This window comes from Rathayibacter sp. PhB152, assembly GCF_003751395.1.
Classification (GTDB): domain Bacteria; phylum Actinomycetota; class Actinomycetes; order Actinomycetales; family Microbacteriaceae; genus Rathayibacter; species Rathayibacter festucae.
Map to the genome: position 1 here is coordinate 291,773 of NZ_RJUT01000001.1, position 24,217 is coordinate 315,989.

The window sequence follows — 24,217 nt, forward strand, 5'->3', positions numbered from 1 at the left end:
AAGCGACGGCGGAGGACAACGGCATCGACCCGAGAGGACCGGCCAGCAGCGCCTGTGAATGAGACGCAATGTCTCCAGATCCGCTTCGTTCTTGCGACCCTGTGGATACAAACACATATGTCGGATACTGTTCCGAGCGTGCTCCTCACCCGAACGTGGGGCACTCCCCCCTCCGGTCACCCTGCCGATGAGGTGTGCGCGCAACGCCCGATTCCCTGATCGGTTCCATTGCGCTCCTCGGGGACGTCTCGCTCGTGGAACGTCGTGAGCGCGACTCATCGGAGCAGGGCGGCGACGTACCCGGTCGACGCGTAGCCCGGAATCAGTACCCGGATTCCGGAACTTCCTCTGCTCCATCGATCCAGCGAGGCCGAGAGGCGCCGCTGGCAGCTGCGCGGGAGCGCAGTGAGCCCGATGACGTGCTCGATCATTTTGATGACGGTGCGACCCGAAAGCGCGCCATCAATTTCTGGAGAGTGCTATGCCCGAAGCGCTGATTCATCGACGCCGAAAACTGACCGAAGCCTCCTTGCAGGAACGGTCCGTCCCGATTCCGCGAGCGCCCCGAGACGCTCTCCTCAGACGGCTGGCGGCTCCGCAGCCGGTCGCGGCGGCACCCGAGGATCCCGCAGACCTCGACGTGATCATCCCGGCTTTCAACGAGGAGTCCCGGATCGGTGAGGCACTCGAGGCGCTCTCTCGAGAGTTCTCCTCGCAGCCCGGGCGCATCCGTGTGCTGGTCGTCGACAACGGCAGCGTCGATGCCACGGTCGAGGCCGTCGACAGGGTGCGGCGCTCAGGCGTGCGGATCGACATCGTCAACTGCCGGACGCCGGGGAAGGGCGCAGCGGTCCGAGCCGGAGTGGCGCGCGCGACCGCGGGCTCCATCGCCTACGTCGACGCGGACACCTCGGTGCCGCCTCATGCCCTCGCGACCGGTCTGTCCCTGCTCGAGCACGGGTGGGACGGCGTGATCGGGTCGCGGCGTGCGTTCGGCGGCAAGTACGCCGTCGCTCAGCCGCTGGTCCGCAGGCTCGGGAGCCGTGCTTTCAATGTCGCAGCTCGCACAGTGGTCGGGCCGCTCAGCGATACCCAGTGCGGAATGAAGATGTTCCGACGCGAGGTGGCTGAGCACCTTTTCGCCGAGGCCTGGGTCGACGGGTTCGCGTTCGATGTGGAGATCCTCGCTCGTGCTCGTGCCGCGGGGATGAAGCTCATGGAGCTGCCGGTGACGTGGACGGACAGCCCGGGCTCGTCGTTCTCCCTGATGAGGCACGGGACGGCGTCCTTCCGCGAGATCGCTCGCGTCCACCGCCTGACCAGGAAGCTCGCTCGTGTCGCGTGACGGCCGGCGCGACCGCAGAACGGGTCTCCTCGTCATCGCCAACTGGCGTGACCTGGACCACCCGGAGGCGGGTGGGGCCGAACTCGTCTGTCAGGAGCTCGCCGCACGGTTCGCCGAGCGCGGCGAGAACGTCGTCGTCCTCGCCGCTTCGGTGGCGGGTCGTCCGCGCCACGAGCGACGCGACGGCTACCGGATCGTTCGCGGCGGGGGACGGTTCACCGTCTACGCGCATGCCCTGGCGTGGTTGCTGCGGCACCACGGCGAGGTGGGCGCGGTCATCGATTCGCAGAACGGCATCCCGTTCTTCACCCCGCTGGCGGTCGCGTCGCGCACTCCCGTCGTCATGCTCCTGCATCACGTGCACCAGGACCAGTTCGGTGCGTACTTCTCTGCACCCGTGGCGGCACTCGGCCGCTGGCTCGAGAGCAGCGCGAGTCGACGTGTCTACGGTCGGCGCGCGGTGGTCGCTGTGTCGCCCTCCACGCGGACGGATGCCCGCCGGAGGCTCGGCCTGCGCGGGAGCCTGTGGGTCGCGCCGCCCGGCTTGGCGGTGGACAGTGCCCGAGGTGTCGCGCGCTCGGAGCATCCGTCCGTCGTCTCCGTCGGACGCCTGGTGCCGCACAAGCAGGTCAATCAGGTCATCTCCGCGCTGCCGGCGGTGCTCGAACGGCACCCCGCTCTCACCGTGACCTTCATCGGGCGCGGACCGGAGCGGGAGGGGCTCCTGCGCCTGGCGGAGGATCTCGGAGTCGCACATGCGGTGGACATCCGCGGAGACCTGGACGACGAAGCCCGCGACCGTGCCCTCGCCGGCGCCTGGATGTCGGTCAATGCTTCGGAGGGTGAGGGATGGGGCCTGTCGGTCGTCGAGGCGAACGCACAGGGAGTCCCGGTGCTCGCGTTCCGTCGGCGGGGCCTGCGCGACTCCATCGTCGACGGTGAGACCGGCTGGCTCATCGACGAGGGCGGCGATCTCGCCGCCGCCCTGGCGGACCGGCTCGACGAACTCGACGACGCTCGCACGGCAGCGCAGTACGCTCGCCGGGCCCGCGACTGGGCCGCGACCTTCACCTGGGAGGCGATGGCCGACCGGATCCTGCTCGCGCTCGACGTCGAGGAGGACCGGCTGAACGCGTCCGGTGAGGGAGCGCGAACGCTGTCCGATGCGGCGACGGTGCTCACGCTGCCGACGGAGGTGCTGCCGGCGGGGTGGACTCAGCGTCTGCGCCGCTCCGATCTGTGGATCCGGGACGGCGACGACGTCCGGATCCTCTGCCTCGACACGGACGTCGTCGCAGCGGAGCAGCTCGTCCAGTCGCTCGGTCTGGCGATCGGTTCGCCTCAGCGAGCTCGAGTGACGATCGAGGTCGCGCGCACCCGCGACTACCTCAGCCTGAAGCGGGCGGATGTCCGGAACGCGCTGGCGGACCAGTGAGCACGACGATCGCCCCGGATGCCGCCGGCATCCGCCTCCCCGTGTCCGCTGCAGCGCACGTCGCGAGGCATCGGGAGGAGCGTCCCCGTCGACGACCGGTCACGACCGTCGCGACCGCCTTCGGAGTCCTCGCCGTTGCGCTGTTCCTCCGGTTGTTCCATCTCGCGTCCTCCTACGACCTGTTCATCGACGAGACGACCTACACGGCGATCGCGAGGGACACGACCCTAGGTGCCGGCCCGCTGCTGCACGGGATGCCGTTCGTTCTGCATCCTCCGCTGGCGCTCCTGCTGCTGGCGGGCCCGGCACGACTTCTCGCCACGCAGGACACCGCCGCACTGGTGGACGGACTGCGGCCGTTCGTGGCGGTCACCGGGGCGCTGATCGCGGCACTGGTGTATCTGGTGCTGCGTCAGTCGGGATTCCGGCGGTACGCCCTGGTCGGCGCGGCCGTCGTCGCACTCGACCCGCTGATCGTCAGCTTCGACAGCCGGGTGATGCTGGAGGCTTTCGCGCAGCTGTTCGCGGTACTCGCGATCGCTGCGGCCGTCCGGGCGGTCACGGCTCCGCCGGCCTCACGCGGACGATGGTCCCTCCTGACCGCCGTCGCAGGCGCGGCGACGATCGCGACGAAGGAGACCTTCGGGATCGTCGTCCTCGTCACTCTCGTCCTCGTCGCTCTCACCGCAACGCGAGGACAGCGTCGATGGCCTCTGGCCGCCGTCGGCGGAACGCTGCTCGGGTACGGGCTCGTCAACGTGGCCATGATCGACTGGGCCGGACTAGGGCTGTGGTGGCACATGCGGACCGACGGCCTCATGCGGCTGCTCGGTCTGCAGCAGTCGACGGGATTCAAGGCGGAGGGAGTCGAGCACTCGTTCTGGGAGCGAGTGCTCCCGAACGGGGCTGAACTCGGCGGCACCTACGCGGTGCTCGTCCTCGGAGGACTGAGCGCCCTCTCCCTGCTCTGGAGAGTCCTCCGTCGGCACGAGACGGTGACGACGCTCCCGCCCACCGGCCGATCCGCCGCGCGGATCGTCGCGATCTGGGCGGTCTGCGCATGCGGTTACGTCGGCTACGCCGTCGTGTTCGGCTCGCTCGAAGAGCAGATGTTCTACATCGCTGCCGTGCCGTGCGTCGCCGCGCTGATGATCCGATCCGCGATCGCTCGCCGCTCTGTGCGCCGCATCGCGGCCTTCGGCATCGCCCTCGTTCTCCTTGCGCAGGCGTTCGCCTGGTTCTCGGTGCACACCGCACGAGATGACGTGTACTCCCAGATGCTCGAGCAGCTCCCTCGAGTCGTGGCGCCCGACAGCACGATCGCGGTGACCGAGGAGACCGCTCAATTCGTCCTCACCGGATACGACCTCGGTCAGTGGGTGACAGTGCCTGACCTCCAAGCGAACGCGGTCGACTACGTGCTGCTCTCCGACCGCCTCGTCGAGTACGGGTACGGACTCGCTGACGGTGACTTCGCCGCCGAGGTCCGCGCCAACGGCACGCGCGTCCTCTCCATCCAGGGTCGGGAGAACGACCTCCAGCTCTACGACGTCCGCGAATGGACCGGTTCGGCCGTCGACTCGACCGCACCGTCAGGAGATGAATCATGACGACCGTTCGACCGCGGATCCTGCACCTCGGCTACGAGGATCCTCGCAAGCCCGGCGCCGGTGGTGGATCGGTGCGCACCCTCGAGATGAACAAGCGTCTCGCCGACGACTTCGAGATCGTCGTCGCGTGCGCGCGTTTCGCCGGCTGCGAACCGTACGAGGAGGACGGAGTCCGCTACGTGCACCTCGGTGCGGGAACGGGCCGCGACGTCGCCGCTGCGACCTACTTCGCCTCGCAGCGCCGCGCGGTGAGCCGCTACGCGCCGGATCTCGTCGTCGAGGACTTCGGCGCCCCCATCTCGACCTGGGGACTTCCGCGCACGACGTCGGTCCCCGTCATCGGCGTCGTTCAGTGGTTGTTCGCTGCGGAGAAGGCTCGGCAGTACCACCTGCCGTTCGATCGCCTCGAGCAGTACGGTCTCGCGGCGCACCGCACCCTGATCGCCGTCTCGGACGACCTCGGCGCGCGATTGCGCGAGCGCAACAGCAGAGCTGCGGTGCATGTCGTGCCGAACGCCCTGCCGCCGCAGGCGTTCGCCACCCCGACCCTCGGTCGACGTCGCGGAATCCGGTACCTCGGTCGGCTCGAGGACGCGCAGAAGGGGATCAGCCTGCTGCTCCGCGCCTTCGCTAGCGCAGCGCGAGCCGGCCTCCAGCAGGACCTCCTCCTCGCAGGCGAGGGACCCGATCGCATCGCGCTCGAGGCGCTCGCCGCCGACCTCGGGATCGCTGATCGGATCGAGTTCGTCGGGCCGGTGGCACACCAGGACCGCTTCGCGTGGCTCGCCGCGGCCGAGATCGTCGCGATGCCCAGCCGCTACGAGACGTTCGGGATGGTCGCCGCCGAGTCGATGGCGGTGCACTCTCCGGTCGTCGCCTTCGACATCGACTGCCTGCGCAACCTGGTGCACGACGGCACCGGACGGCGGGTGGCGGCGTACGACGTCGAGGCTTACGCTCGCGCTCTCCTCGAGCTGGGCGCGGATCCTGAACTGCGGTCGTCGCTCGGTCGAGGCGGTGCGGCGGACGTCGCATCCCTGACTTGGGACAACGCGGCGGAGCAGCAGGGCGACCTCTACCGCGCTGCTGTGCGCGACCGAGTCTCCGCGGAGGCCTCTCGGTGAGAGAGACGATGAACGGCGCCCACGACCGGGAGCTGCGCGCTGACGAGCCGACGACCGTCGATGCCGACGCCGACAGGGTCCGGCGGCAGTCCGCGGTGGTGTCCGCGACGACTCTGGTCGTCTCGATCGCGAACTACGCCTTCTCGCTCGTCCTCATCCACCTGCTGACGGCGCCCGACTACGTCGCCTACGCCTCCGCGCAGAGCCTGCTCCTGGTGCTCGGCTCGGGAGGCATGGCCGCGATCCCCTGGGCTGTCGCCCGGCATGTCGCTGTTGCTCGGACGACCCGAGCGGTGAGCGAAGCACTGGGATTCGGCCTCGTCGCCTCAGTGCTGCAGGGCGTCGTCTTCGCGGGGCTGGCCTTCGCGCTCGTCACGCCGACCTCGGGCGTCGAACTCGGAGCGGCGACGGCAGCCGCCGCCTTCGCGCTGTCCGTCATCGCCGCGCCGCTCGGACTCCTGCAGGGACAGAGCCGCTTCCTCTCCATCTCCGCTCTCCGTCTGGTCGAGATGGTGGTGCGGATCGGGCTCTCCCTGCTGCTGCTCCTTCTCGTGGCAGCGGATCCGCTGTCTCCCGTCGTCGGTTTCATCGCCGGCAACGCCGTCCTCTTCGTCGCCGCACTCATCGCATGCCGGGTCGCTTTTCCTCTGCGCCGTGCGGCGCTCACGACCTACAGCGGACTGCTCCGGCACAGCGTCCTGCTCGGAGTCGCCCAGCTCGCTCTGGCGGCCCTCGGCACGGCCGACACGGTCGTGATCGCGATGACCGGCATGTCGGCGATCGACGCCCGCGACTACCAGGTGGCCGCGCTGCTGGGACGCGTGCCGCTGTACCTCGGCACTGCCCTCGCCATGACCTACTTCCCGATCATCGCCGGCGCGGTCTCTGCAGAAGAGGCGAGGAGTCATCTCCGCCGGGTCGTCCGTCTGATCGTCGTCGTCGCCGCTCCGGTGTCGATCCTGATCGCCACCACCCCGGCGTGGGCGCTCGAGATCATCTCTCCGGAGCGGTCCGTCGAGGTCGGCCGACTGCTCCCGCTGACGGCGATCACGGGGTTCTCCGTCGCTGTGGCGACGGTACTGGCCTGCGCTCGCCAAGCTCGAAGGAGATACGGACGGCTCTTCGCGCTTCTCGTTCCGCTGGTGGCCGTGCAGCCGTTCGCGCTCTTCGCAGTGGGAGACGGCGCCGGGGCGGTCGGCTTCGCAGCCACCGCTGCAGTGTTCGGAGTCCTCGCAGTCGCCGTTCTCGCTGTCGACCTGCGCTCGTGGCAGCCGTGGTCGCTCGTGCGCAGGGTCGATGTCGGGGCCGTGCTCCTCGTCCTCGTCTTCGCCACCTTTGGCCGGGAGATCGGGTGGCTCTGGTGGGTCGCGGCGACGGGAGGCGTCGTGCTGTGCGCCTGGGTCCTGCTCGGGCGATCGGCGTCGACCGGAAGAATCGCCGGGTGACCGAGACGGGAACCGGGCGGCGCTGTTCCGATGCGCTCTAGTCCGGGAACGCCGCGAACAGAGTCTGCGGCGGCAGGGCGCCCGCCCTGTCCGGCATCCAGGTGACACGGTCGAGATCGAGACGATTCACCTGCGAGACGACTCGGTCGACTGCAGCGTCGCCCCCGCCCCCCGTGTTCTCCCCGCTCAGCGGCATCCCGAGCTCGCGGACGAGCGGCGCCAGGTAGTCGGCCGGCGCGAGGTCCCGCGGGGCCGTGCCGTAGGACGGCGCATCCAGCCAGGTGGTGACGGCAGTGACGTTCAGCCCGAGCTTGTCGATCGCACGGAGCTGTCGGGGCCAGTCGATCCCACCGGCGAGATCATCGCCGGTGCTCGCGACCGCGGAGCTGGAGACCCGCGCGTTCGCCACTCGATCGATGTCGCCGGGACGCACCCCCCATCCCGGGAGCAGGACGTCGATCGGGGCACGCGGGAAGGCGGTGCCGACTGTCCGGGTGAGCCACGTGCCGTATCCGCTCACCGACGAGAGATAGAACTCGAGCCACTGGCGCGACTGAGTAGCCGTCCCCGACCCCGGTCGCCATCTCGGGTCCGGAGCCGCCGCGAGAGCCCCAGGGCTGAACGCCCACAGGCTGTCGACGCGTGCGGCCGAGTGTGCCGGCGGAAGTCGCAGCTCGCCCGAGAGCAGACCGCCCACGCGGACTCGATCGACGACGCCGGCGAAGTCCCTGGCGACCGCCGAGACGTAGCTGCTCTGCGCTTTCCGGACCGCCGGGTTCCAGACCGCGTCGAGTGCGTCGCTGCCGATGTCTCCGCGCCACTGCTCTCCGTACTGATTCGTGAACCGGGTGCTGCCGGGCAGCTTCCACGCCCAGGCCGGTGGGTACTGCAGGCCCAGGTCCAGGACGACCTCGATGCCTGCACTCCGGTAGCCGCGGGCCTCGGCCAGACGGCGTGCGACGTAGTCCCGATTGGTCGAGGTCGCGGTGGGCTGGTAGGCGTCCCACCCCAGCTCGAGGGTGACGAGGTCGATTCCGGCAGCTGCATAGGAGGATGCGTCGCCCGCGATGGGCTGCAGGAGCTCGATGCTCACCGGGTGATCGGCCTCAGCGGCGGTCGTCGTCAGGGAGGCCGGGTTCACGGACCCACGCCCGACGAACGAGGCTGCGCGAGCCGGGAAGTCCGCGTCGCCCATCGTCATTGATCGAGTATCGCCGCTCGGAGCCGAAGGGCCTTCTCCGCCGGCGCAAGCCGAAAGGAACAGGAGCAGGACGCAAGCCAGAAACCCTCCTGCTGTTCCGACTCGGTGAGACGATCGTGGAGAACGCATGGTGCCCCCGGTGCTGTCCTGGCTTCGGGCCTCGCACTGCGACGAGCGGGACGGTTCGGCTGACGTTAACACTGCGGGTATTCGGCCCTTGCCCCGCAGAGAGAGGGCAAGGGATCTCACAAAGACTCACTGGACCGGCGACCGATGCGGCCGGCGGTCGCAGATTCAGCGGCTGGCTCCTCGGGCGGAGGGACGCGGGTCGAGGCCGGTGCGAGTGCCGCGACAGGCTGTCGCCGTTCGAGTAGCGGCGGAGGGGCGTCTCGAGCCCGACGCGTTCGTGCGGTGGTGGATCTCGATACGCGCGCTGTGCGCGCTACTCGACCAGCATGATTCCGCGACGGGACCAGCGGTCTGCGCGCGACCTGAAAGCGCGGTCTGCTCGATCAGCAGGTTTCCGGGGACGGACCCGCGCTCTGCATGCTGGTCGAGCAGCCGCGGAGCGGCGTATCGAGACCCGCCGTCGTCAGTGCGGCGGAGGGTCGGGCGCGATCCCGGGCGTCAGACCGCCGCGAGGACCGCGCGGGCCGTCACCGCGTCGGTGACCAGCGCGTTGATCAGGGAGCCGCGGACCGCGCCGAGGATGCTCGGGGCCTTGTCGACGCCGACGGCGACGCCGACCGCGTGGGGGAGGGCGGCGAGGTCGGCGCGGGAGACGCGGACCATGCGCTCGCTGCCGGGGAACTCGACGGCGGAGCCGTCGGCGCGGAAGAAGTTGAGGCAGACGTCGCCGGCGGCCTCGTCGAAGAGGTGCCGGTCGCTGGGGAGGCCGGAGGAGAGCTCGTGGCGGGTGGCGGTCGGGGCGCCGATGCCGAGGAGGGCGCCCTTGGCGCTGCTCCAGAGGTCCATCACCTGGAGGAACGCGGGGTCGGCCTCGAGGCCGGAGCGCATCGCCGGGCTGGGCAGGGCCTGCGCGAAGAGGAAGCTGGAGCGGGCGCCGGTCGCGGCGGCGGCCATCCGGGTGATCTCGTTGGTCTGGAACCAGGACTGCGGCTCGGCCTGGCCGCCGACGGCGGGGACGATCGTCACTCCGGGCAGCGGCGGCAGCATCCCCGAGCTGGCCAGGTCGTGCACGGTGCGGCCGAGCGACATCAGCAGGGCGTCGCCGACGCCGAGCTGCATGTCGGCGAGGGCGGCGGCGACCGGGACGGCGAGGTCGCGGCCGAGGGTGGCCGCGTGCGTCACGGGGGCGAGGTGCACGGCGTTCAGGCCGAGTGCCTCGCGGAGGGCGTCGGCGAGGCCGGTGTTCTCGTCGACGAAGGGGTCGATCACGCTGATCTGGACGAGGCCCAGCCGCCGGGCCTCGGCGATGAGGCGGCTGACCGTGGGCCGGGAGACGTCGAGCCGCGCGGCGATCTCGACCTGCGTCGCGTCCTCGAGGTAGTACATCCGCGCCGCCTGGTAGACGACGTCGAGGGGGAACCTGACGGTGTCGGAGCGCCGGGGGGCACTGGGCGGCGGAGTCACGTGCGTCATTGTGCCCTCTTCCTCGGCGTCGTGCAGGTCCCCTCCCCCTCCGCGAGATGCCACTTGTGAGCGCGACACGCCGTGGAAGGCGCTCACAAGTGGCATCTCGCGGAGAGGGGGGAGACGGGCGGGTTACTCGGAGAGGGTGAAGGGGGCCGTCATCTTGTCGACGTTGTCCTTCGTGATGAGGATGCAGTCGAAGGCCTGCTTCTCCTCCGAGGCGCCGGTCTCGCCGGTGCGGATGAAGGAGTCGGCCTGCTGGACGGCCTCCTTCGCGAAGGTCGCGACGGGCTGGAGCACGGTGTACTGCAGCTCGCCGGCCTTGATGGCGTCGACCGCGTCGGGCGAGCCGTCGAAGCCGCCGACCTTGACCTGCTCGAGCTTGCCGGCCTCCTTCAGCGCCGCGATCGCGCCGAGCGCCATCTCGTCGTTGCCGGAGATGACGCCGGTGACGTCCGGGTTGGCCTGCAGGATCGACTGCATCTTGTCGTGGCCCTCGGTCCGGTTCCAGTTGCCGACCTGGTTCGCGACCTCGACGAGGCCGGGGTACTGCGAGATGACGGTCGCGTAGCCGTTGGAGCGGGTCTGCGCGTTGTTGTCGGAGGGGGATCCGAACAGCTCCGCGTAGTTCGCGGTGTCGCCGACGTCGGCGACCCACTGCTGCGCGCCGAGGGCCGCGCCCTGGGCGTTGTTCGAGACGAGCTGCGCCTTCGCGAGGCCGGTCTCGTTGATCTCGGCGTTGACCAGGATCACGGGGATGCCCGCCGCGTCGGCCTTCTTGACGGCGCCGACCGAGCCGGAGGCGTTGGCCGGGTCGAGGATGATCGCGACCGACTTGTTGGTGATCGCGGTGTCGATCAGGGTGCTCTCGGTGTTGGTGTCGCCCTTCGAGGCGCCCACGTTGGCGGTGTAGCCGAGCGCCTCGGCCTCGGCCGACGCGACGTCGCCCTCGGTCTGCCAGTAGGGGTTGGCCGGGTCGTTGACGATGATCGAGATGAGGCCGCCCTCGGAGGCGCCGGGGGTGCCGGCGGCCTCTCCCGCGGTCCCCGCGTCGGAGGAGCATCCGGACAGGACGAGGGTGAGCCCCGCGCCCGCGGCGAGCACCGTTGCCAGCTTGCGGTTCATTGGTCTGTTCCTTTCACTGTGGTCCGATCGGCGGTGGCCGACCGAGGTCTTCTCTCGGGAGGCCGGCCTAGGCGGCCGGGGTGCCCGATGTCTGGGGGACGGGCGCCGCAGCGCCCGCGTCGGAGGCGGGCCGCGGGCCGGAGCCGCCGCCGCCCTTGCGCGGCTTGCCGCGGTACTGCACCGCGTTCAGCAGGACCGCGAAGACGATCACCGCGCCGGTGAAGACGGTCTGCCAGTACGACGAGACGCCGATGATGACGAGGCCGTCGGAGAGGAAGCCGATGACGAACGCGCCGAGCAGCGTGCCGCGGACGGTGCCGACTCCGCCGGTGAGGGCCGCGCCGCCGATGACGACGGCGGCGATCGCGGTGAGCTCGTAGGAGCTGCCGGCGGTGGGGCTGGCGCTGGTGAGCTCGGAGGAGAGGATGAGGCCGGCGATCGAGGCGAACAGGCCCGAGAGCACGTAGACGCGGACCTTGACCCGCTTCACCGGCACGCCGGAGAGCTCCGAGGCGCGCTCGTTGCCGCCTGAGGCGTAGAGCCAGCGGCCGAAGACCGTGCGGTTGAGCAGGAGGCTGACCACGATCGCGACGACGATCATGATCACGACGCCGATCGGCAGGCCGAGCAGCCGGTTGAAGCCGAGCCAGTCGAAGCCGGTGTTGCCGAGCTCGGGCTGCCCCGCGAGGTCGTTGTAGGTGAGGCCGTTGGTCATCAGCAGCCCGACGCCGCGGACGACGTAGAGCATGCCGAGGGTCGCGACGAACGGGGCGACCTTGAACCGCGCGACCAGGATCCCGTTGATCAGGCCGATCAGGGCGCCGGCCGCGCAGGAGAGCACGACCACGACCCAGAGCGCGGGGTAGAGGGTGCTCCCGCCGATCTGCACGCCCTGCATCAGGAAGCCGGCGATCACTCCCGAGAAGCCCAGCGTCGAGCCGACCGAGAGGTCGATGCCGCCGTTGAGGATGACCAGCAGCATGCCGATCGCGAGGATCGCGTAGACCGCCACGTGCGAGGACATCGTGAGGATGTTGCCGACGGTGAAGTAGTTGGGCGAGAGGATCGAGAACACGACGATGATCGCGATCAGCGCGAAGAACGCGCGCCCCTGCAGCAGCAGGCGGCCGAGGTCGAAACCGTCCTTGAAGAGCGCGGGGCGTCGCTGCCCGGTCGCGGTGGAGGTCATTGAGGGCTTCCGTTCCGTAGTGGTCACGAGATCACGGCCTCACCGGAGGCGGCCATGATGTCTTCTTTGGAGACGTCCGAGCCGAACTCGGCCGCGATCCGGCCTCGGCTCAGCACGATGATGCGGTGGGCGATGCTGAGGCACTCGCCGACCTCGGAGGTCGTGTAGACGACGGCCAGGCCGTCGCGGGCGCGCTCGGAGAGCAGTCGGAACACCTCGGCCTTGGCGCCGATGTCGATGCCGCGGCTGGGCTCGTCGAGCAGGATCACGTCGGGCTGCGTGGCCAGCATCTTGCCGATGACGACCTTCTGCTGGTTGCCGCCGGAGAGCGAGCCGATCATCGCCTCGCCGCCCGCCGTCTTCACGTGCACGGTGCGGATCGAGTCGGTGACGAGGTCGACCTCGCGGCGGGGGGAGAGGAACAGCCCCTTCACGAAGGAGCCGATGCTCGCGAGCGAGAGGTTCCGGCCGACGGTCATGGTCTGCACCAGGCCGTCGCGCTGGCGGTCCTCGGGGACGAGGCCGAGGCCCGCGCCGATCCGCTCGGCGATCGACATCCCGGCCAGGTCGCGGCCGTTCTTCGAGATCGTGCCGGCGGTGACCGGGGTGCGGCCGGCGATGGCCTCGAGCAGCTCGGTGCGGCCGGCGCCCATCAGCCCGTAGAGGCAGACGATCTCGCCCTCGCGGACGTCGAGGTCGATGCGGTCGACCACGTCGCGGCCGGGGATCGACGGGTCCGCGACGCTGACGCCGCGCACCGAGAGCGCGACGTCGCCGAACGGGTAGCCGGTGGGCGGCGAGCCGAGGTCGAAGCCCTCGCCGACCATCGCGCGGACGACCCAGGCGAGGTCGATGTCGGCGGCGACGGCGGTCGCGGTGACCGAGCCGTCGCGGAGGACGACCGCGTGGTCGGTGATCTCCAGCGCCTCCTCCAGGTGGTGCGAGATGTAGACGATGGAGACGCCTCGGGCGGTGAGGTCGTGGATGACGGTGAAGAGCACCTCGACCTCGGCGGCGCTGAGCGCGCTGGTCGGCTCGTCCATGATCAGGATCCGCGCGTCGACGGAGAGGGCGCGGGCGATCTCGATCAGCTGCTGCTGGCCGAGCCGCAGGTCGGCGACGAGGGTCAGCGGATCGATGTCCTCGCCGAGCTCCTCCAGCACGGCGCGGGCCTGGCGCGCCTCCTCGGCGTAGTCGACGCCGGACGGGCCGGTGATCTCGCGGCCGAGGAAGATGTTGTCGCGCACCGAGAGGTTCGGGGCGAGGCTCAGCTCCTGGTGGATGATCGAGACGCCGTGCTCGCGGGCGTCGACGGTGTCCTCGAAGGCGACCGCGGTGCCGTTCAGCACGATCTCGCCCGAGGTGGGCTGCTCGACGCCGGACAGGATCTTCATCAGCGTCGACTTGCCGGCGCCGTTCTCGCCGAAGAGCGTGGTGACCTGGCCGCGGTGCACCGAGAAGCCGACGCCCTTGAGCGCGCGGGTGGCGCCGTAGGTCTTGACCACGTCGACGGCCTCGAGGACGACCTCGCCGATGCCGGCGACCGGGGCCGCGGCGGTGCTCACTGGACCACCAGCTCGGACGGCGTGACGAGCCAGCCGGCCGGGTTGATCAGCTGGAACGCGCCGGTGACCTGGATCGTCTTCCCCTCGAGCGCGGTGGTGTCGACCGCGCCGAGCACGGTGGTCTTCAGCTGCTCGTTGAGGGCGCTCGCCGCGTCCTGGTAGTCGATCTGGTTGGTGAACTGGCCGAACTCGACGGTGCCGGTGGCGTCGCGGAGGTCGGTGCCGTTGATCGCGGGGCCGGTCTGCACGCGGATCAGGACGTCGCCGGGGACGCCCTCGACGGTCACGGGGTAGATGCCGTTCTGGCCGGCCCCGACGGTGCCGGTGAAGGTGGTGGCGAACTCGGGGCCGGTGCCGCCGGGGACGCCGTACTCGGTCGCGGCGCCCGCGCTGTCGGCGGCGATCGCGGTGGCGAGGGTGGCGGCGTCGACCGCGCGGTCGGCGATGCCCTCCTGGATGACGGGGAAGTTCTCGGCGGCCCAGGACTCGGCCGAGAACTCGGCGGGTCCGGCGCCCAGGTCGGAGTCGGCGCCGACGACCTTGGTGCTGAACGCCATCGCGGCGAGGACGACCACGACGACCGCGGCGAGGATCAGGCGCTTCCGGGAGGCGCCGATCGGGGGCCTGCTCGTGGTGGGAGGGAGTGCACGCGTCATCGCGGTGTCCGTTCGCTGGTCGGGAGTGCTGGTCGTGGTGGTGCTCGTGACGGCGTCCCCCGGGGGCGGCTCCGTCGCTGCGGGAGGTGGGCGAACCCGCCTCCGGAGAAGAAATTATGTTCAACACAGAATTTCCGCAAGGGCCGCGACGGAATTGGCGGCAGATCGGCCACGTCCCGCGGAGAACAGAAATTCTGTTCTTGACAAGTGTTCTGGACGGGGTAGGTTCGGGAAGGCCGCGACGAAGCGGTCCCGCGAACCCCTCGGAGGCTTCCCATGACCATCACCACTCCTTCCCCGCAGACGGCCCCGCAGTCGCGGCACTCCGACGGCTCCGACGTGCCCGAGTCCATGCGCGCCGTCGTCGTGCACGGCCCGGAGGACTACCGCCTCGAGACCGTGCCCGTGCCGGTCCCCGCGGCCGGCGAGCTGCTGCTGCGCGTCGACGCGGTCGGCGTCTGCGCGAGCGACCTGAAGTGCTACCACGGCGCCGCCAAGTTCTGGGGCGACGAGAACCGCCCCGCCTGGGCCGAGCGCGACCGCATCGCGGGCCACGAGTTCGTCGGCACCGTCGTGGCCGGCGACGACGCGGCGCTCGCCAAGCGCGGCGTCGCGCTCGGCGACCGCATCGCCTGCGAGCAGATCGTGCCGTGCTGGGAGTGCCGCTACTGCCTGATGGGCGCCTACTGGATGTGCGGACCGCACGACATGTTCGGCTTCAAGGGCTTCGACGGCGCGATGGCCGAGTACGTGCTGGTCCCGACCCGCGCGCTCACCCACCCCGTCAGCCGCGATCTCGCTCCGCAGGTCGCCGCGTTCAGCGAGCCGCTGTCCTGCGCCATGCACGCGGTCGAGCGCGGCAGCATCCAGTTCGACGACGTCGTGGTCATCGCGGGCGCCGGGCCGATCGGCCTCGGCGCGATCGCGGGCACCCGCCAGAAGAACCCGAAGATGGTCATCGCGCTCGACATGAGCGACGAGAAGCTCGCGCTCGCCACCAAGGCCGGCGCCGACCTCGTCATCAACATCACGAAGCAGGACGCGGTCGCCGTCGTCAAGGAGCTCACCGGCGGCTACGGCGCCGACGTCTACATCGAGGCCACCGGCCACCCGTCCGCGGTCTCGCAGGGCCTCAACATCCTGCGCAAGCTCGGCACCTACGTCGAGTACTCCGTCTTCGGCTCGAACGCGTCGGTCGACTGGTCGATCATCAGCGACGACAAGGAGCTCAACGTCCTCGGCGCCCACCTCGGCCCGAACTGCTGGCCGGCCGCGATCAAGCTGCTCGAGAGCGGGATCCTGCCGATGGACGAGATCTGCACGCACCAGTTCCCGCTCGAGCAGTTCCAGGAGGCGCTCGACCTCGTCGCCGACAGCCAGGGCGGCTCGGTCAAGGTCTCGATCGTCCCGTCGCTGACCGAGGCGGTCGTCGCGGCCGACGCTCGGAGCTGAAGGGCATGACGACGATCTACGACGACCCCGACGAGTTCGCCGAGGACCAGCTCGCCGGCTTCCTCTCCCTCTACGCGGACCGCCTGCGCGGCGTGCCGGGCGGAGTGGTCGCGCACCGCACCGCCGGCGCGGAGCCGCAGGTGGCGCTCGTCATCGGCGGCGGCTCCGGGCACTACCCGGCGTTCAGCGGCACGGTCGGCCCGGGTCTCGCGACCGGAGCGGTGGTAGGCAACATCTTCACCTCGCCCTCCGCGGCGCAGGCCTACTCGGTCGCGAAGGCGGCCGATCAGGGGCGCGGAGTGGTGTTCAGCTTCGGCAACTACGCCGGCGACACGATGAACTTCGGCATCGCGGCCGAGCGGCTGCGCAAGGAGGGGATCGACACCCGGATCGTCGTCGTCACGGACGACATCGCCTCGGCGGAGGAGATCGGGAAGCGCCGCGGGATCGCGGGCGACTTCCCGGTGTTCAAGGCGATGGGAGCGGCGGCGGCCGAGGGGCTGTCCCTCGACGAGGTCGAGCGGGTCGGGAACGCGAGCAATGCGGCGACGCGCACGCTCGGCGTCGCGTTCTCGGGCTGCACGATGCCCGGTGCCGCCGAGCCGCTGTTCAGCGTGCCCGAGGGTCACCTGGGTCTCGGGCTCGGGATCCACGGCGAGCCCGGCATCCGCGACATCGAGCTGCTGCGCGCGGCCGAGCTGGCGGACATGCTCGTCGACCGGCTCCTGGCGGACCTTCCCGAGGGTGCCGGGGCGGAGGGCGGCACGACGCGCGTCGCCCCGATCCTGAACGGGCTCGGCACCACGAAGTACGAGGAGCTCTTCCTGCTCTGGCGCCACGTCGCGCGCCGGCTGGAGGAGGCCGGGCTGCAGACCGTCGAGCCCGAGGTCGGCGAGCTGGTCACCAGCCTCGACATGGGCGGCGTCTCGCTGACGCTGCAGTGGCTCGACGACGAGCTCGAGCGCTTCTGGCGCGCCGACGCCTACACGCCGGCCTACCGCCGGGTCGCGGCGCCGGTCGCGGCGCTGCTGGCGCCCTCGGGCGAGGACGCGGCGGCGGGCGAGGAGGAGTCCGCTCCCTCCGCCACCGGCGCGGCCGTCGCGCTCGGCGAGACCGTGCGCGCGGCGCTCGCCCGGATGCACGAGCTGCTGCAGCGCGAGGAGGAGACCCTCGGGCGGATCGACGCGGTCGCCGGCGACGGCGACCACGGCCGCGGGATGCTCAAGGGCATCGGCGCGGCGACGCGGCGCCTCGACCGGATCGAGGAGCGCGCGGGCGGCGCCTGGCTGCTGTCCCGCGCGGGGCAGTCCTGGGCGGAGCAGGCCGGCGGCACCTCCGGGGTGCTCTGGGGCGCGGCGCTCGAGGCGCTCGGCGCGTCGCTCACCGACGGGCGCGAGGAGTACTCGGCGGCGGACGTCGTGGCCGGCGCCGACGCCTTCGCGGAGTCGATCGTGGATCTCGGGCGCGCGAGCGAGGGCGACAAGACGATGCTCGACGCGCTGCTGCCGTTCGCCCGCGTGCTGCGCGAGCGGGTGGCGGGCGGCTCGTCGCTGGTCGAGGCGTGGCGGGAGGCGGCGGGTGTCGCCGTCGAGCGCGCCGCGGCGACGGCGGACCTGCGGCCGAAGGTCGGCCGCGCGCGGCCCCTGGCCGAGAAGAGCCTGGGCACACCGGACGCGGGCGCGACCTCGATGGGGATGATCCTGACCGCGGTCGGCGACGTCCTCGCGGAGCGCGCCGGTGCGGATACCACGATGGAAGCCACCACGGAAGCCACTACGGAAGCCACTGAAGAAGGAGGAGCGGAATGACCACCACCTATCGGGTCGTCGTCGGATCGGACGACGCGGGCTACGACTACAAGGAGGCGCTGAAGGCCGACCTGATGAAGGACGACCGCGTCTCGCTGGTGACCGACGTCGGCGTCGACGCCGACAGCCACACCGACTACCCGGACATCGCGGTCACGGCCGCGCGGATGATCGCCGACGGGTCCGCGGACCGCGCGATCCTGATCTGCGGCACGGGCCTGGGCGTCGCGATCGCGGCGAACAAGGTGCCGGGGGTGCGCGCGGTGACGGCGCACGACTCCTATTCAGTGGAGCGGTCGGTGCTGTCGAACAACGCGCAGGTGCTCTGTATGGGCCAGCGCGTGGTCGGGCCGGAGGTGGCGCGGCGGATGGCGCGGGAGTGGCTCGGCTACGAGTTCGACCCGTCGAGCGCGTCGGCGGGCAAGGTCGCGGCGATCTGCGGGTACGACGGGAGCGCGCCGAAGGGCGTGGACGCTCAGGCGTAGGGGGCGGCCCCGCGGCTCCGCTGCGCCAGGCGGTGCACGGTGGCGCGGGTCTCGGGGTAGAGCCGGCGGAAGTCGGCGTACAGCTCGTCGTAGAGCGCGGCGACGGCCGGATCGGGCACGAGGGTCGTCGCCGCCGGGTTCCACTCCTCGATGTCGACCTCGGTGACCAGGCCCGCCGCGAGCACGGCCGAGCCGTAGGCCGCGCCGACCGAGACCGTGGGGATCACCTGCTCCAGGCCGCAGACGTCGCTGACGATCTGCGGCCAGAGCTCCGCGGCGACCCCGCCGCCCGCGCCGACCAGCGCCTCGACCCGCACGCCGTGCTCGCGGAGCACCTCGAGGTGGTGCCGGACGGCGAAGGCCGTGGCCTCGAGGACCGCGCGGTAGAGGTCGCCCCGGGTGGAGCCGACGCCGAGTCCGGCGATCACGCCGCGCGCGTCGGAGTCGGCGAACGGCGAGCGCTCGCCGGCGAAGTAGGGCAGCACGAGCAGTCCGCCGGCGCCCGGTCCGGAGCGCGCGGCCTCGTCGAGCAGCTCGGCCCAGGAGGCGCCGGTCAGCCGGCGCAGCCAGTCGGTCACGGCGCCCGACGTCGCCATGCCGCCGGCCGCGGTCGGCTCCCCCGGGGCGGCGCCGACGGTCGTCCACATCCCGCCGAGCGGGGTCGGGGCGGCCATCGGCGCGACCAGGAACATCGTCGTGCCGTACTGGAGGAACACCCGGCCCGGTCGCCGGCGCCCGGCGCTGAGGCTCTCGGCCCAGGCGTCGATGGTGCCGAAGACGACCGGCACGCCGGCCGGCAGCCCGGTCGCGGCGGCGGCCTCGGGCGTGATGCGGCCGGCGGTCTCGCCCGGCCAGCCGAGGCGGGGGAGTGCGAGGCCGGGGGCGAGCAGGGCGGCCCACTCGTCGATCCACTCCTCGCGGGCGACGTCGTAGAGCGGCGTGCACTGGCTGGCCGAGTGGTGGTCGAGCACGTACTCGCCGGTGAGCAGCTCGACGATCCGCGAGGAGGGCATGGTGAAGCGGACCGCGCGGCGCCAGAGCTCCGGCTCGTGGCGGGCGACCCAGGCGAGCTTCACGCCCGCGGCCTGCGCCGAGAGCCCGGAGCCGGTGCGGGCGCGCATCGCCTCCTCGCCGCCGAGCAGCGCGGTCACCTCGTCGAGCATGCCGACGCTGCGGGTGTCGACGCCGTAGAGGATCGCGGGGCGGAGCTCGTCGCCGGCCGCGTCGGTCAGGAGCACGCACGGGCCCATGCCGCTGACGCCGACCGAGACGACGACCCCGAGCGGCGCGGCGGCGGTCAGCTCGGCGACGAGGCTGCGGAACTCGGCCCACCAGACGCCGGAGTCCATCTCGACCCAGCCCTGCCGCGGCCGGTCGACGACGTGCGCGCGGGCCGCCTCGGCGACGACCCGCCCGTCGAGGCCGACCAGGATCGCCTTCGTGCTGGACGTGCCGACGTCGACTCCGAGAACCACGTCCACGACTCGTCCTCCTGCTGGGCTGCACCGACCACCGACGCCCTCGAGCTTAGGGCGGCCGCCTGCGGCCCCCGGCGGGGACCTGGAGTGCGCCGCCGAGGCGTCCTCGAACCGTCGAGGCGTCCCGCTGCTCCTGGACGTCTCGACCGTTCGAGGACGTCTCGGCCGGGGGGCGTCAGCGGGGGCGGCACTCCAGGCTGAGCCAGAGCTCGAAGCAGGCGCTGCGGGAGAGGGCGGTGGCGCCGATGGAGGCGCGGCCCATGCGGCCGGCGTCGGGGCCGAAGACGTCGAGGAGGAGGTCGCTCGCGGCGTTCGAGACCTCGTTGAGGCGCTCGAAGCCGGGCGGGCAGAGCACGAAGCACAGTCCTCGGGAGAGGGCGACGACCTCGTCGAGCGAGCCGAGGGCCGCGCGGATCATGCCGAGTGCGTTGACGGCGGTGTAGCGGGCCGCCTCCCGCGCCTGGTCGAGGGTGATGTCGACGCCGACCGCGCCGGGGTGCAGCAGGGCGCCGTCGCGGGACTCCGGGGTGATGCCGCTGAGCTCGAGCAGGTCGCCGGTGCGGTGGAACGCCCGCAGGGTGCTGCCGCCGTAGCGGCCGCCGTAGGGCGGGTCGAGGTAGTCGGGGATGGCGAGGCCGAGCTCGCGGGCGCGCTGCTCGGCGGAGTGCTCAACGGCGGAGGGGCTCATGCCGCCAGCGTATCCGGCGGTAGCCAGAATGGATACAACCTGCGTACGATGGGATCCATTAAGGGGTCGGCGGTACGGCGACCGCGAGAAGGGACCTGCAGATGACGATCGGCCTCACCGGTGGCGCCCCCGCCCGGACGTCCATCGATGTGGCCGCCGAGCGCGCTCGCACCGCCGGAACGGCCGGCCGGCACTACTTCAACGCGGCCGGCGCGGGCCTGATGAGCGACTCCGTCCTCGAGACCGTCATCGCGCACCTCCGCCTCGAGCAGCGGATCGGCGGCTACGAGGCCGCGAACCACGTCGCCGACCGGGTCGACGCCGCCTACGGTGCCGCCGCCGCGCTGCTCGGCGCGGACACCGACGAGATCGCCTTCTTCGACAGCGCGACCAGCGGCCTCCGCGCGGTCTTCGACGCCCTCCGCCTCGGCCCCGGCGACACCGTGCTCGCCCCGCGCTCGAGCTACGTCAGCCAGGCGCTGCGGCTGCTCGCGCTCGAGCGCTACGACGGCGTCCGGCTGACGCTCCTCCCCAACGACTCCAGCGGCGGCCTCGACATCGAGGCGCTCGAGAGCGCCCTCGCCACCGCGAGCGGCCGCACCGTGATCAGCGCCGTGCACGTCCCCACCTCCTCCGGACTCGTCGAGCCCGTCGCCGCGATCGGCGCGCTGGCCCGCCGCTACGGCGCGATCACGGTGCTCGACGCGACCCAGTCGGTCGGCCAGCTCGACATCGACGTCCGCGCGATCGGCTGCGACGCCCTCGTCACCACCGGCCGCAAGTTCCTCCGCGGGCCGCGCGGGACCGGGCTGGTCTTCCTCCGCCGCGGCCTGCTCGACGGCATCGGGGCCTGGGCACCCGACGTGCGAGGCTCGCAGTGGACGAGCGAGCAGGAGTGGACGATGGACGGCACGGCGAGAGCCCTCGAGACCTGGGAGTCGTCGGTCGCCCTTCGCCTCGGACTCGGCGAGGCGCTGCGCGAGGCGCACGAGCGCGGCACGGCGGCGACCGAGGCGCACCTGGTGGCGCTCGGCGCCCGGCTGCGCACCGAGCTGTCCGCGATCGGCGGCGTCACCGTGGCGGATCCGCCCGTGTCGCCCTCCGGCATCGTCACCTTCACCGTCGACGGCGTCCCCGGCAAGACCGTCTCGGCGCGGCTGCGCGAGGCGGCCGTCGACTCGCTCGCGGTGCCCGCCTCGCACGCGCAGTGGGACCTCGGCGCGCGCGGCCTCGCGAGCGTCGTCCGGGTGTCGCCGCACGTCTACACCGACGAGTCGGACGTCGAGGCGCTGCTGACGGCGGTCGCGGGGGTGACCTCGTGACGGCCTTCGACGTCACCGTGCACGACGCGATCGTCGTCGGCCTCGGGATCCACGGCTCCGCGACGGCCTACGAGCTCGCCGTGCGCGGGCGCAGCGTGGTGGGGATCGAGCAGTTCGGCCCCGGCCACGTCCGCGGCTCCTCGCACGGCGCGACCCGGATGATCCGCCGCGCCTACCCGAGCCCGGTCTGGAACGACCTGGTCGACCGCGCCTTCCGCGGCTGGGACCGCTGGTCCGCCGCGGCCGGGGCGCCGTTCGTGCACCCGACCGGCGGCCTCTACGCGCACCGCGGCGAGGCGGCGCTGCAGGGCGGGCGCAGCCGGCCGGTGCCCGTGCCCGACACCTCCTTCGCCCCGCCCGCCGATTACGGGGTCGTCCACGATCCGGACGCCGGCGTCGTCGAGGCCGCCCGCGCGCTGGCCTTCGCGCAGTCCGCCGCGACCGCCGCCGGCGCCGAGCTGCGCTTCGACGAGGAGGTGCTCGACTGGAGCATCGGCACCGGCGACAGCGCCGGGGTCGTCACCCTCCGCACCTCCGCCGGCGAGCTGCGCGCGCGTCGGCTCGTCGTCTCCGGCGGCGCCTGGGTCGAGCGGCTGCTGCCCGAGACCGCCGGCTTCTTCGAGGTGCAGCGGATCCTCACCCTCACCGTTCCCGCCGGTCAGAGCGTCGCGCAGCCGCCGGCGCTCGGCTGCTTCTCCGTCGATCTGCCGGACGGGCTGGTCTTCGGCCTGCCCGAGGCGGCCGGCTCCGGCGCCAAGATCGGCGTCGACGCGGGGCCGGTCTGGGACCCGGCCGTCCCCGTCGCCCCGCCCACCGCGGCCGAGATCGCGCACCTCGAGAGCCTGCTCCGTCGCTTCGTCCCCGGGATCGAGACGGCCGGCGGCGAGGCCGTCGCCTGCCTCTACACGATGACCCCCGACAAGCGCTTCGTCGTCGGCGCGCTGCCCGGTCGGCCCGAGGTGCTGGTCGCCGCGGCCTGCTCCGGCCACGGCTTCAAGTTCGGCCCCGCGATCGGCGAGGCGCTGGCCGACCTCGTCGACGGCGTCGACCGCCCCGACCTCGACTTCCTCAGCCCGGACCGGACGGTGACCGCATGACCCTCTCCCCGCCTCCCGCCCGCGTCGCCGTCGCGGCGCCGCACCCCGCCGCACTCGACGCCGCGGCCCGCGCCATCGCCGACGGCGGCGACGCGATCGACGCCGCTCTGGCCGCCGCGACCGCGCTCACGGTCGTCTACCCGCACCAGTGCGGCCTCGGCGGCGACCTGATCGCGCTGGTCCGCCGCCCCGGCGAGGACGTCGTCGCGGTGCTCTCGGCCGGAGCAGCGCCCGCCGGCATCGACGTCGCGGCGCTCTCCCGCGAGGAGCGGATGCCGCGCCAGGGCCCGCAGACCGTCACGATCCCCGGCGCGGTCGCCGGCTGGCGGGCGATCGCCGGCCTCGGCGGCCGCCTGGGCCTCGACACCCCGCTCCGCCGGGCCGCGACGCTCGCCGCCGAGGGCTTCCCGATCTCCGCCGGACTCGGCCGCGCGATCGCCCTCCGCCGCGAGGAGCTGCTGGCCGACGAGGGCATGCGCGGCGTCTTCGGCGACGGCGACGGCGGGCTGCTCGGCGAGGGCGACCTGCTGGTCCAGCCGGCGCTGGCCGCGTCACTGGCAGAGCTGGTCGACGACCCCGGAGCGTTCTACCGCGGCCGGATCGCCGACTCCCTCGCCGCGCGCCTGGCCGCCCTCGGCGGTGCGCACACTCCCGCCGACTTCGCGGCGCACGAGGCCGAGCTGGTCGAGCCCGCCGCCTCCCGCGAGGGCGGCGTGCGCTGGTGGGTGGCCCCGCCGCCGAGCCAGGGCGTGGTGCTGCTCGGCGTCCTGCCCGAGGCGCTCTCCGGCGACACGGCGCAGCTCGTCGAGGCCGTCCGCGACGCGGCGCTCGTGCGGCAGTCCGCGCTCGGCGACCCGCGCGGCGGAGCGATCGACGTCGCCGCCATGCTCGACCCCCGCTCCCTCTCGCGCGGCTCGCTGCCGCGGGCCGGGCGCGCGCTCGGCGACACGGTCGCGGTCACCGCGGCGGACACCGACGGCACCGTCGTCACCCTGATCCAGAGCGTCTACCAGCTCTTCGGCTCCGGGATCCTCGACCCCGGCACCGGCATCGTCCTGCACAACCGCGGCTCCGCCTTCAGCACCGACCCCGCCCACCCCGGCCGGGTCGGCCCGGGCCTGCGCCCGCCGCACACCCTGCTGCCGGTCATCGCCGAGAGCGGGGATCTGCTGCTCGGCCTCGGCTGCCAGGGCGGCAGCGCCCAGCCGTGGATCCTCGCCCAGCTCGTGCGCGAGCTGCTCGATCCCGCCGCGGATCCGGGAGCCGTGCTCGAGCGGCCGCGCTTCGTCGTCGGGGCGCGGGACCTCGGGCACGAGGAGCTGACGCTCGTGGCGGAGCCGGGGGTTCCCGCTGCGGTCGCTGCTGCGGAGGCACTGGGGCTGCCGGTCGCCGAAGCCTCCGGGCCGATCGACGAGGCCGGGCACGTGCAGCTCGTGCGGCTGCATCGCGACGGGCGGCTCGACGCGGCCAGCGACCCGCGGGCCGATGGCCGCGCGCTCGTCGCGGGGGCGGGCTGACCGCTCTCGGCCGTCGCGGCCGGGAACCGCGCCCGCCCCGGCGGACCGGCCCCGTCACTCCGCTCCTCTTCTCCCGCTGAAC

The 24,217-nt window shown here is 72.2% G+C and carries 19 protein-coding genes; 11 read left to right on the plus strand and 8 right to left on the minus strand.

Going from position 1 to position 24,217, the window contains the following annotated elements; translation table 11 throughout:
- Nucleotides 1-481 precede the first annotated feature (481 nt).
- The 5 genes from EDF36_RS01265 to EDF36_RS01285 are packed head-to-tail and all read left to right on the plus strand — an operon-like array spanning nt 482 to nt 6,959.
- The gene (locus EDF36_RS01265; protein WP_123731578.1) at nt 482-1,345 is read left to right on the plus strand and encodes a glycosyltransferase; all 864 of its coding nucleotides are present in this window, start codon (nt 482-484) and stop codon (nt 1,343-1,345) included.
- Complete coding sequence (locus tag EDF36_RS01270; protein WP_123731579.1) at nt 1,335-2,780, plus strand: glycosyltransferase family 4 protein; 1,446 nt, start codon at nt 1,335-1,337, stop codon at nt 2,778-2,780. The genes EDF36_RS01265 and EDF36_RS01270 overlap by 11 nt, the downstream gene beginning before the upstream one ends.
- The gene (locus EDF36_RS01275; protein ID WP_123731580.1) at nt 2,777-4,390 is read left to right on the plus strand and encodes a phospholipid carrier-dependent glycosyltransferase; all 1,614 of its coding nucleotides are present in this window, start codon (nt 2,777-2,779) and stop codon (nt 4,388-4,390) included. Before EDF36_RS01270 ends, EDF36_RS01275 begins: the two co-directional genes overlap by 4 nt.
- Nucleotides 4,387-5,514, plus strand: a complete 1,128-nt coding sequence (locus tag EDF36_RS01280) for a glycosyltransferase family 4 protein (protein ID WP_123731581.1) — start codon at nt 4,387-4,389, stop codon at nt 5,512-5,514. The genes EDF36_RS01275 and EDF36_RS01280 overlap by 4 nt, the downstream gene beginning before the upstream one ends.
- Nucleotides 5,511-6,959, plus strand: a complete 1,449-nt coding sequence (locus EDF36_RS01285) for a lipopolysaccharide biosynthesis protein (RefSeq protein WP_148059941.1) — start codon at nt 5,511-5,513, stop codon at nt 6,957-6,959. Before EDF36_RS01280 ends, EDF36_RS01285 begins: the two co-directional genes overlap by 4 nt.
- Nucleotides 6,960-6,996: 37 nt before the next feature.
- On the opposite strand, the gene EDF36_RS01290 is transcribed toward EDF36_RS01285, so the two are convergent.
- From EDF36_RS01290 to EDF36_RS01315, 6 genes are all read right to left on the minus strand, one after another.
- The gene (locus EDF36_RS01290; RefSeq protein ID WP_221181582.1) at nt 6,997-8,052 is read right to left on the minus strand and encodes a hypothetical protein; all 1,056 of its coding nucleotides are present in this window, start codon (nt 8,050-8,052) and stop codon (nt 6,997-6,999) included.
- Nucleotides 8,053-8,787: 735 nt separating this feature from the next.
- Nucleotides 8,788-9,753 carry a sugar-binding transcriptional regulator gene (locus EDF36_RS01295; protein ID WP_208110619.1) on the minus strand — a complete coding sequence of 322 codons (966 nt, stop codon included), beginning with the start codon at nt 9,751-9,753 and terminating at the stop codon, nt 8,788-8,790.
- A gap of 132 nt (nt 9,754-9,885) precedes the next feature.
- Nucleotides 9,886-10,878: a D-ribose ABC transporter substrate-binding protein gene (locus EDF36_RS01300; protein ID WP_123447404.1), complete on the minus strand. Its 993-nt coding sequence runs from the start codon at nt 10,876-10,878 to the stop codon at nt 9,886-9,888.
- Between the two features lie 67 nt (nt 10,879-10,945).
- Nucleotides 10,946-12,067: an ABC transporter permease gene (locus EDF36_RS01305; RefSeq protein WP_123731584.1), complete on the minus strand. Its 1,122-nt coding sequence runs from the start codon at nt 12,065-12,067 to the stop codon at nt 10,946-10,948.
- A gap of 23 nt (nt 12,068-12,090) precedes the next feature.
- A complete protein-coding gene (locus tag EDF36_RS01310) occupies nt 12,091-13,632 on the minus strand; it encodes a sugar ABC transporter ATP-binding protein (protein WP_123731585.1) in 1,542 nt (513 codons plus the stop codon).
- The gene (locus tag EDF36_RS01315; protein ID WP_123705917.1) at nt 13,629-14,288 is read right to left on the minus strand and encodes a DUF2291 family protein; all 660 of its coding nucleotides are present in this window, start codon (nt 14,286-14,288) and stop codon (nt 13,629-13,631) included. The genes EDF36_RS01310 and EDF36_RS01315 overlap by 4 nt, the downstream gene beginning before the upstream one ends.
- A 276-nt stretch (nt 14,289-14,564) precedes the next feature.
- On the opposite strand from EDF36_RS01315, the gene EDF36_RS01320 reads away from it, so the two are divergent.
- Genes EDF36_RS01320 through EDF36_RS01330 form a run of 3 tightly spaced genes read left to right on the plus strand, consistent with a single transcriptional unit; the run spans nt 14,565 to nt 18,033 of the window.
- Nucleotides 14,565-15,740, plus strand: coding sequence for a zinc-binding dehydrogenase (locus tag EDF36_RS01320; RefSeq protein WP_123731586.1), 1,176 nt, complete (start codon nt 14,565-14,567; stop codon nt 15,738-15,740).
- 5 nt (nt 15,741-15,745) lie between these two features.
- On the plus strand, nt 15,746-17,548 hold the full coding sequence (locus tag EDF36_RS01325; protein ID WP_123731587.1) for a dihydroxyacetone kinase family protein: 1,803 nt from the start codon (nt 15,746-15,748) through the stop codon (nt 17,546-17,548).
- Nucleotides 17,545-18,033 carry a ribose-5-phosphate isomerase gene (locus EDF36_RS01330; RefSeq protein WP_123731588.1) on the plus strand — a complete coding sequence of 163 codons (489 nt, stop codon included), beginning with the start codon at nt 17,545-17,547 and terminating at the stop codon, nt 18,031-18,033. The genes EDF36_RS01325 and EDF36_RS01330 overlap by 4 nt, the downstream gene beginning before the upstream one ends.
- Here the strand turns inward: EDF36_RS01330 and EDF36_RS01335 are convergent.
- Nucleotides 18,024-19,514, minus strand: coding sequence for an FGGY-family carbohydrate kinase (locus EDF36_RS01335; protein ID WP_123731589.1), 1,491 nt, complete (start codon nt 19,512-19,514; stop codon nt 18,024-18,026). The genes EDF36_RS01330 and EDF36_RS01335 overlap by 10 nt on opposite strands.
- 172 nt (nt 19,515-19,686) lie before the next feature.
- The gene (locus EDF36_RS01340) at nt 19,687-20,199 is read right to left on the minus strand and encodes a RidA family protein (protein WP_123731590.1); all 513 of its coding nucleotides are present in this window, start codon (nt 20,197-20,199) and stop codon (nt 19,687-19,689) included.
- Between the two features lie 101 nt (nt 20,200-20,300).
- Here EDF36_RS01340 and EDF36_RS21505 point away from each other — a divergent pair, with 101 nt between their 5' ends.
- From EDF36_RS21505 to EDF36_RS01350, 3 genes are read left to right on the plus strand one after another with little or no spacing between them, the layout of a single operon-like run.
- On the plus strand, nt 20,301-21,521 hold the full coding sequence (locus tag EDF36_RS21505; protein WP_208323018.1) for an aminotransferase class V-fold PLP-dependent enzyme: 1,221 nt from the start codon (nt 20,301-20,303) through the stop codon (nt 21,519-21,521).
- Complete coding sequence (locus EDF36_RS21510) at nt 21,518-22,618, plus strand: FAD-dependent oxidoreductase (RefSeq protein ID WP_221181583.1); 1,101 nt, start codon at nt 21,518-21,520, stop codon at nt 22,616-22,618. The genes EDF36_RS21505 and EDF36_RS21510 overlap by 4 nt, the downstream gene beginning before the upstream one ends.
- The gene (locus EDF36_RS01350; RefSeq protein ID WP_123731591.1) at nt 22,615-24,135 is read left to right on the plus strand and encodes a gamma-glutamyltransferase; all 1,521 of its coding nucleotides are present in this window, start codon (nt 22,615-22,617) and stop codon (nt 24,133-24,135) included. The genes EDF36_RS21510 and EDF36_RS01350 overlap by 4 nt, the downstream gene beginning before the upstream one ends.
- Nucleotides 24,136-24,217: the final 82 nt, after the last annotated feature.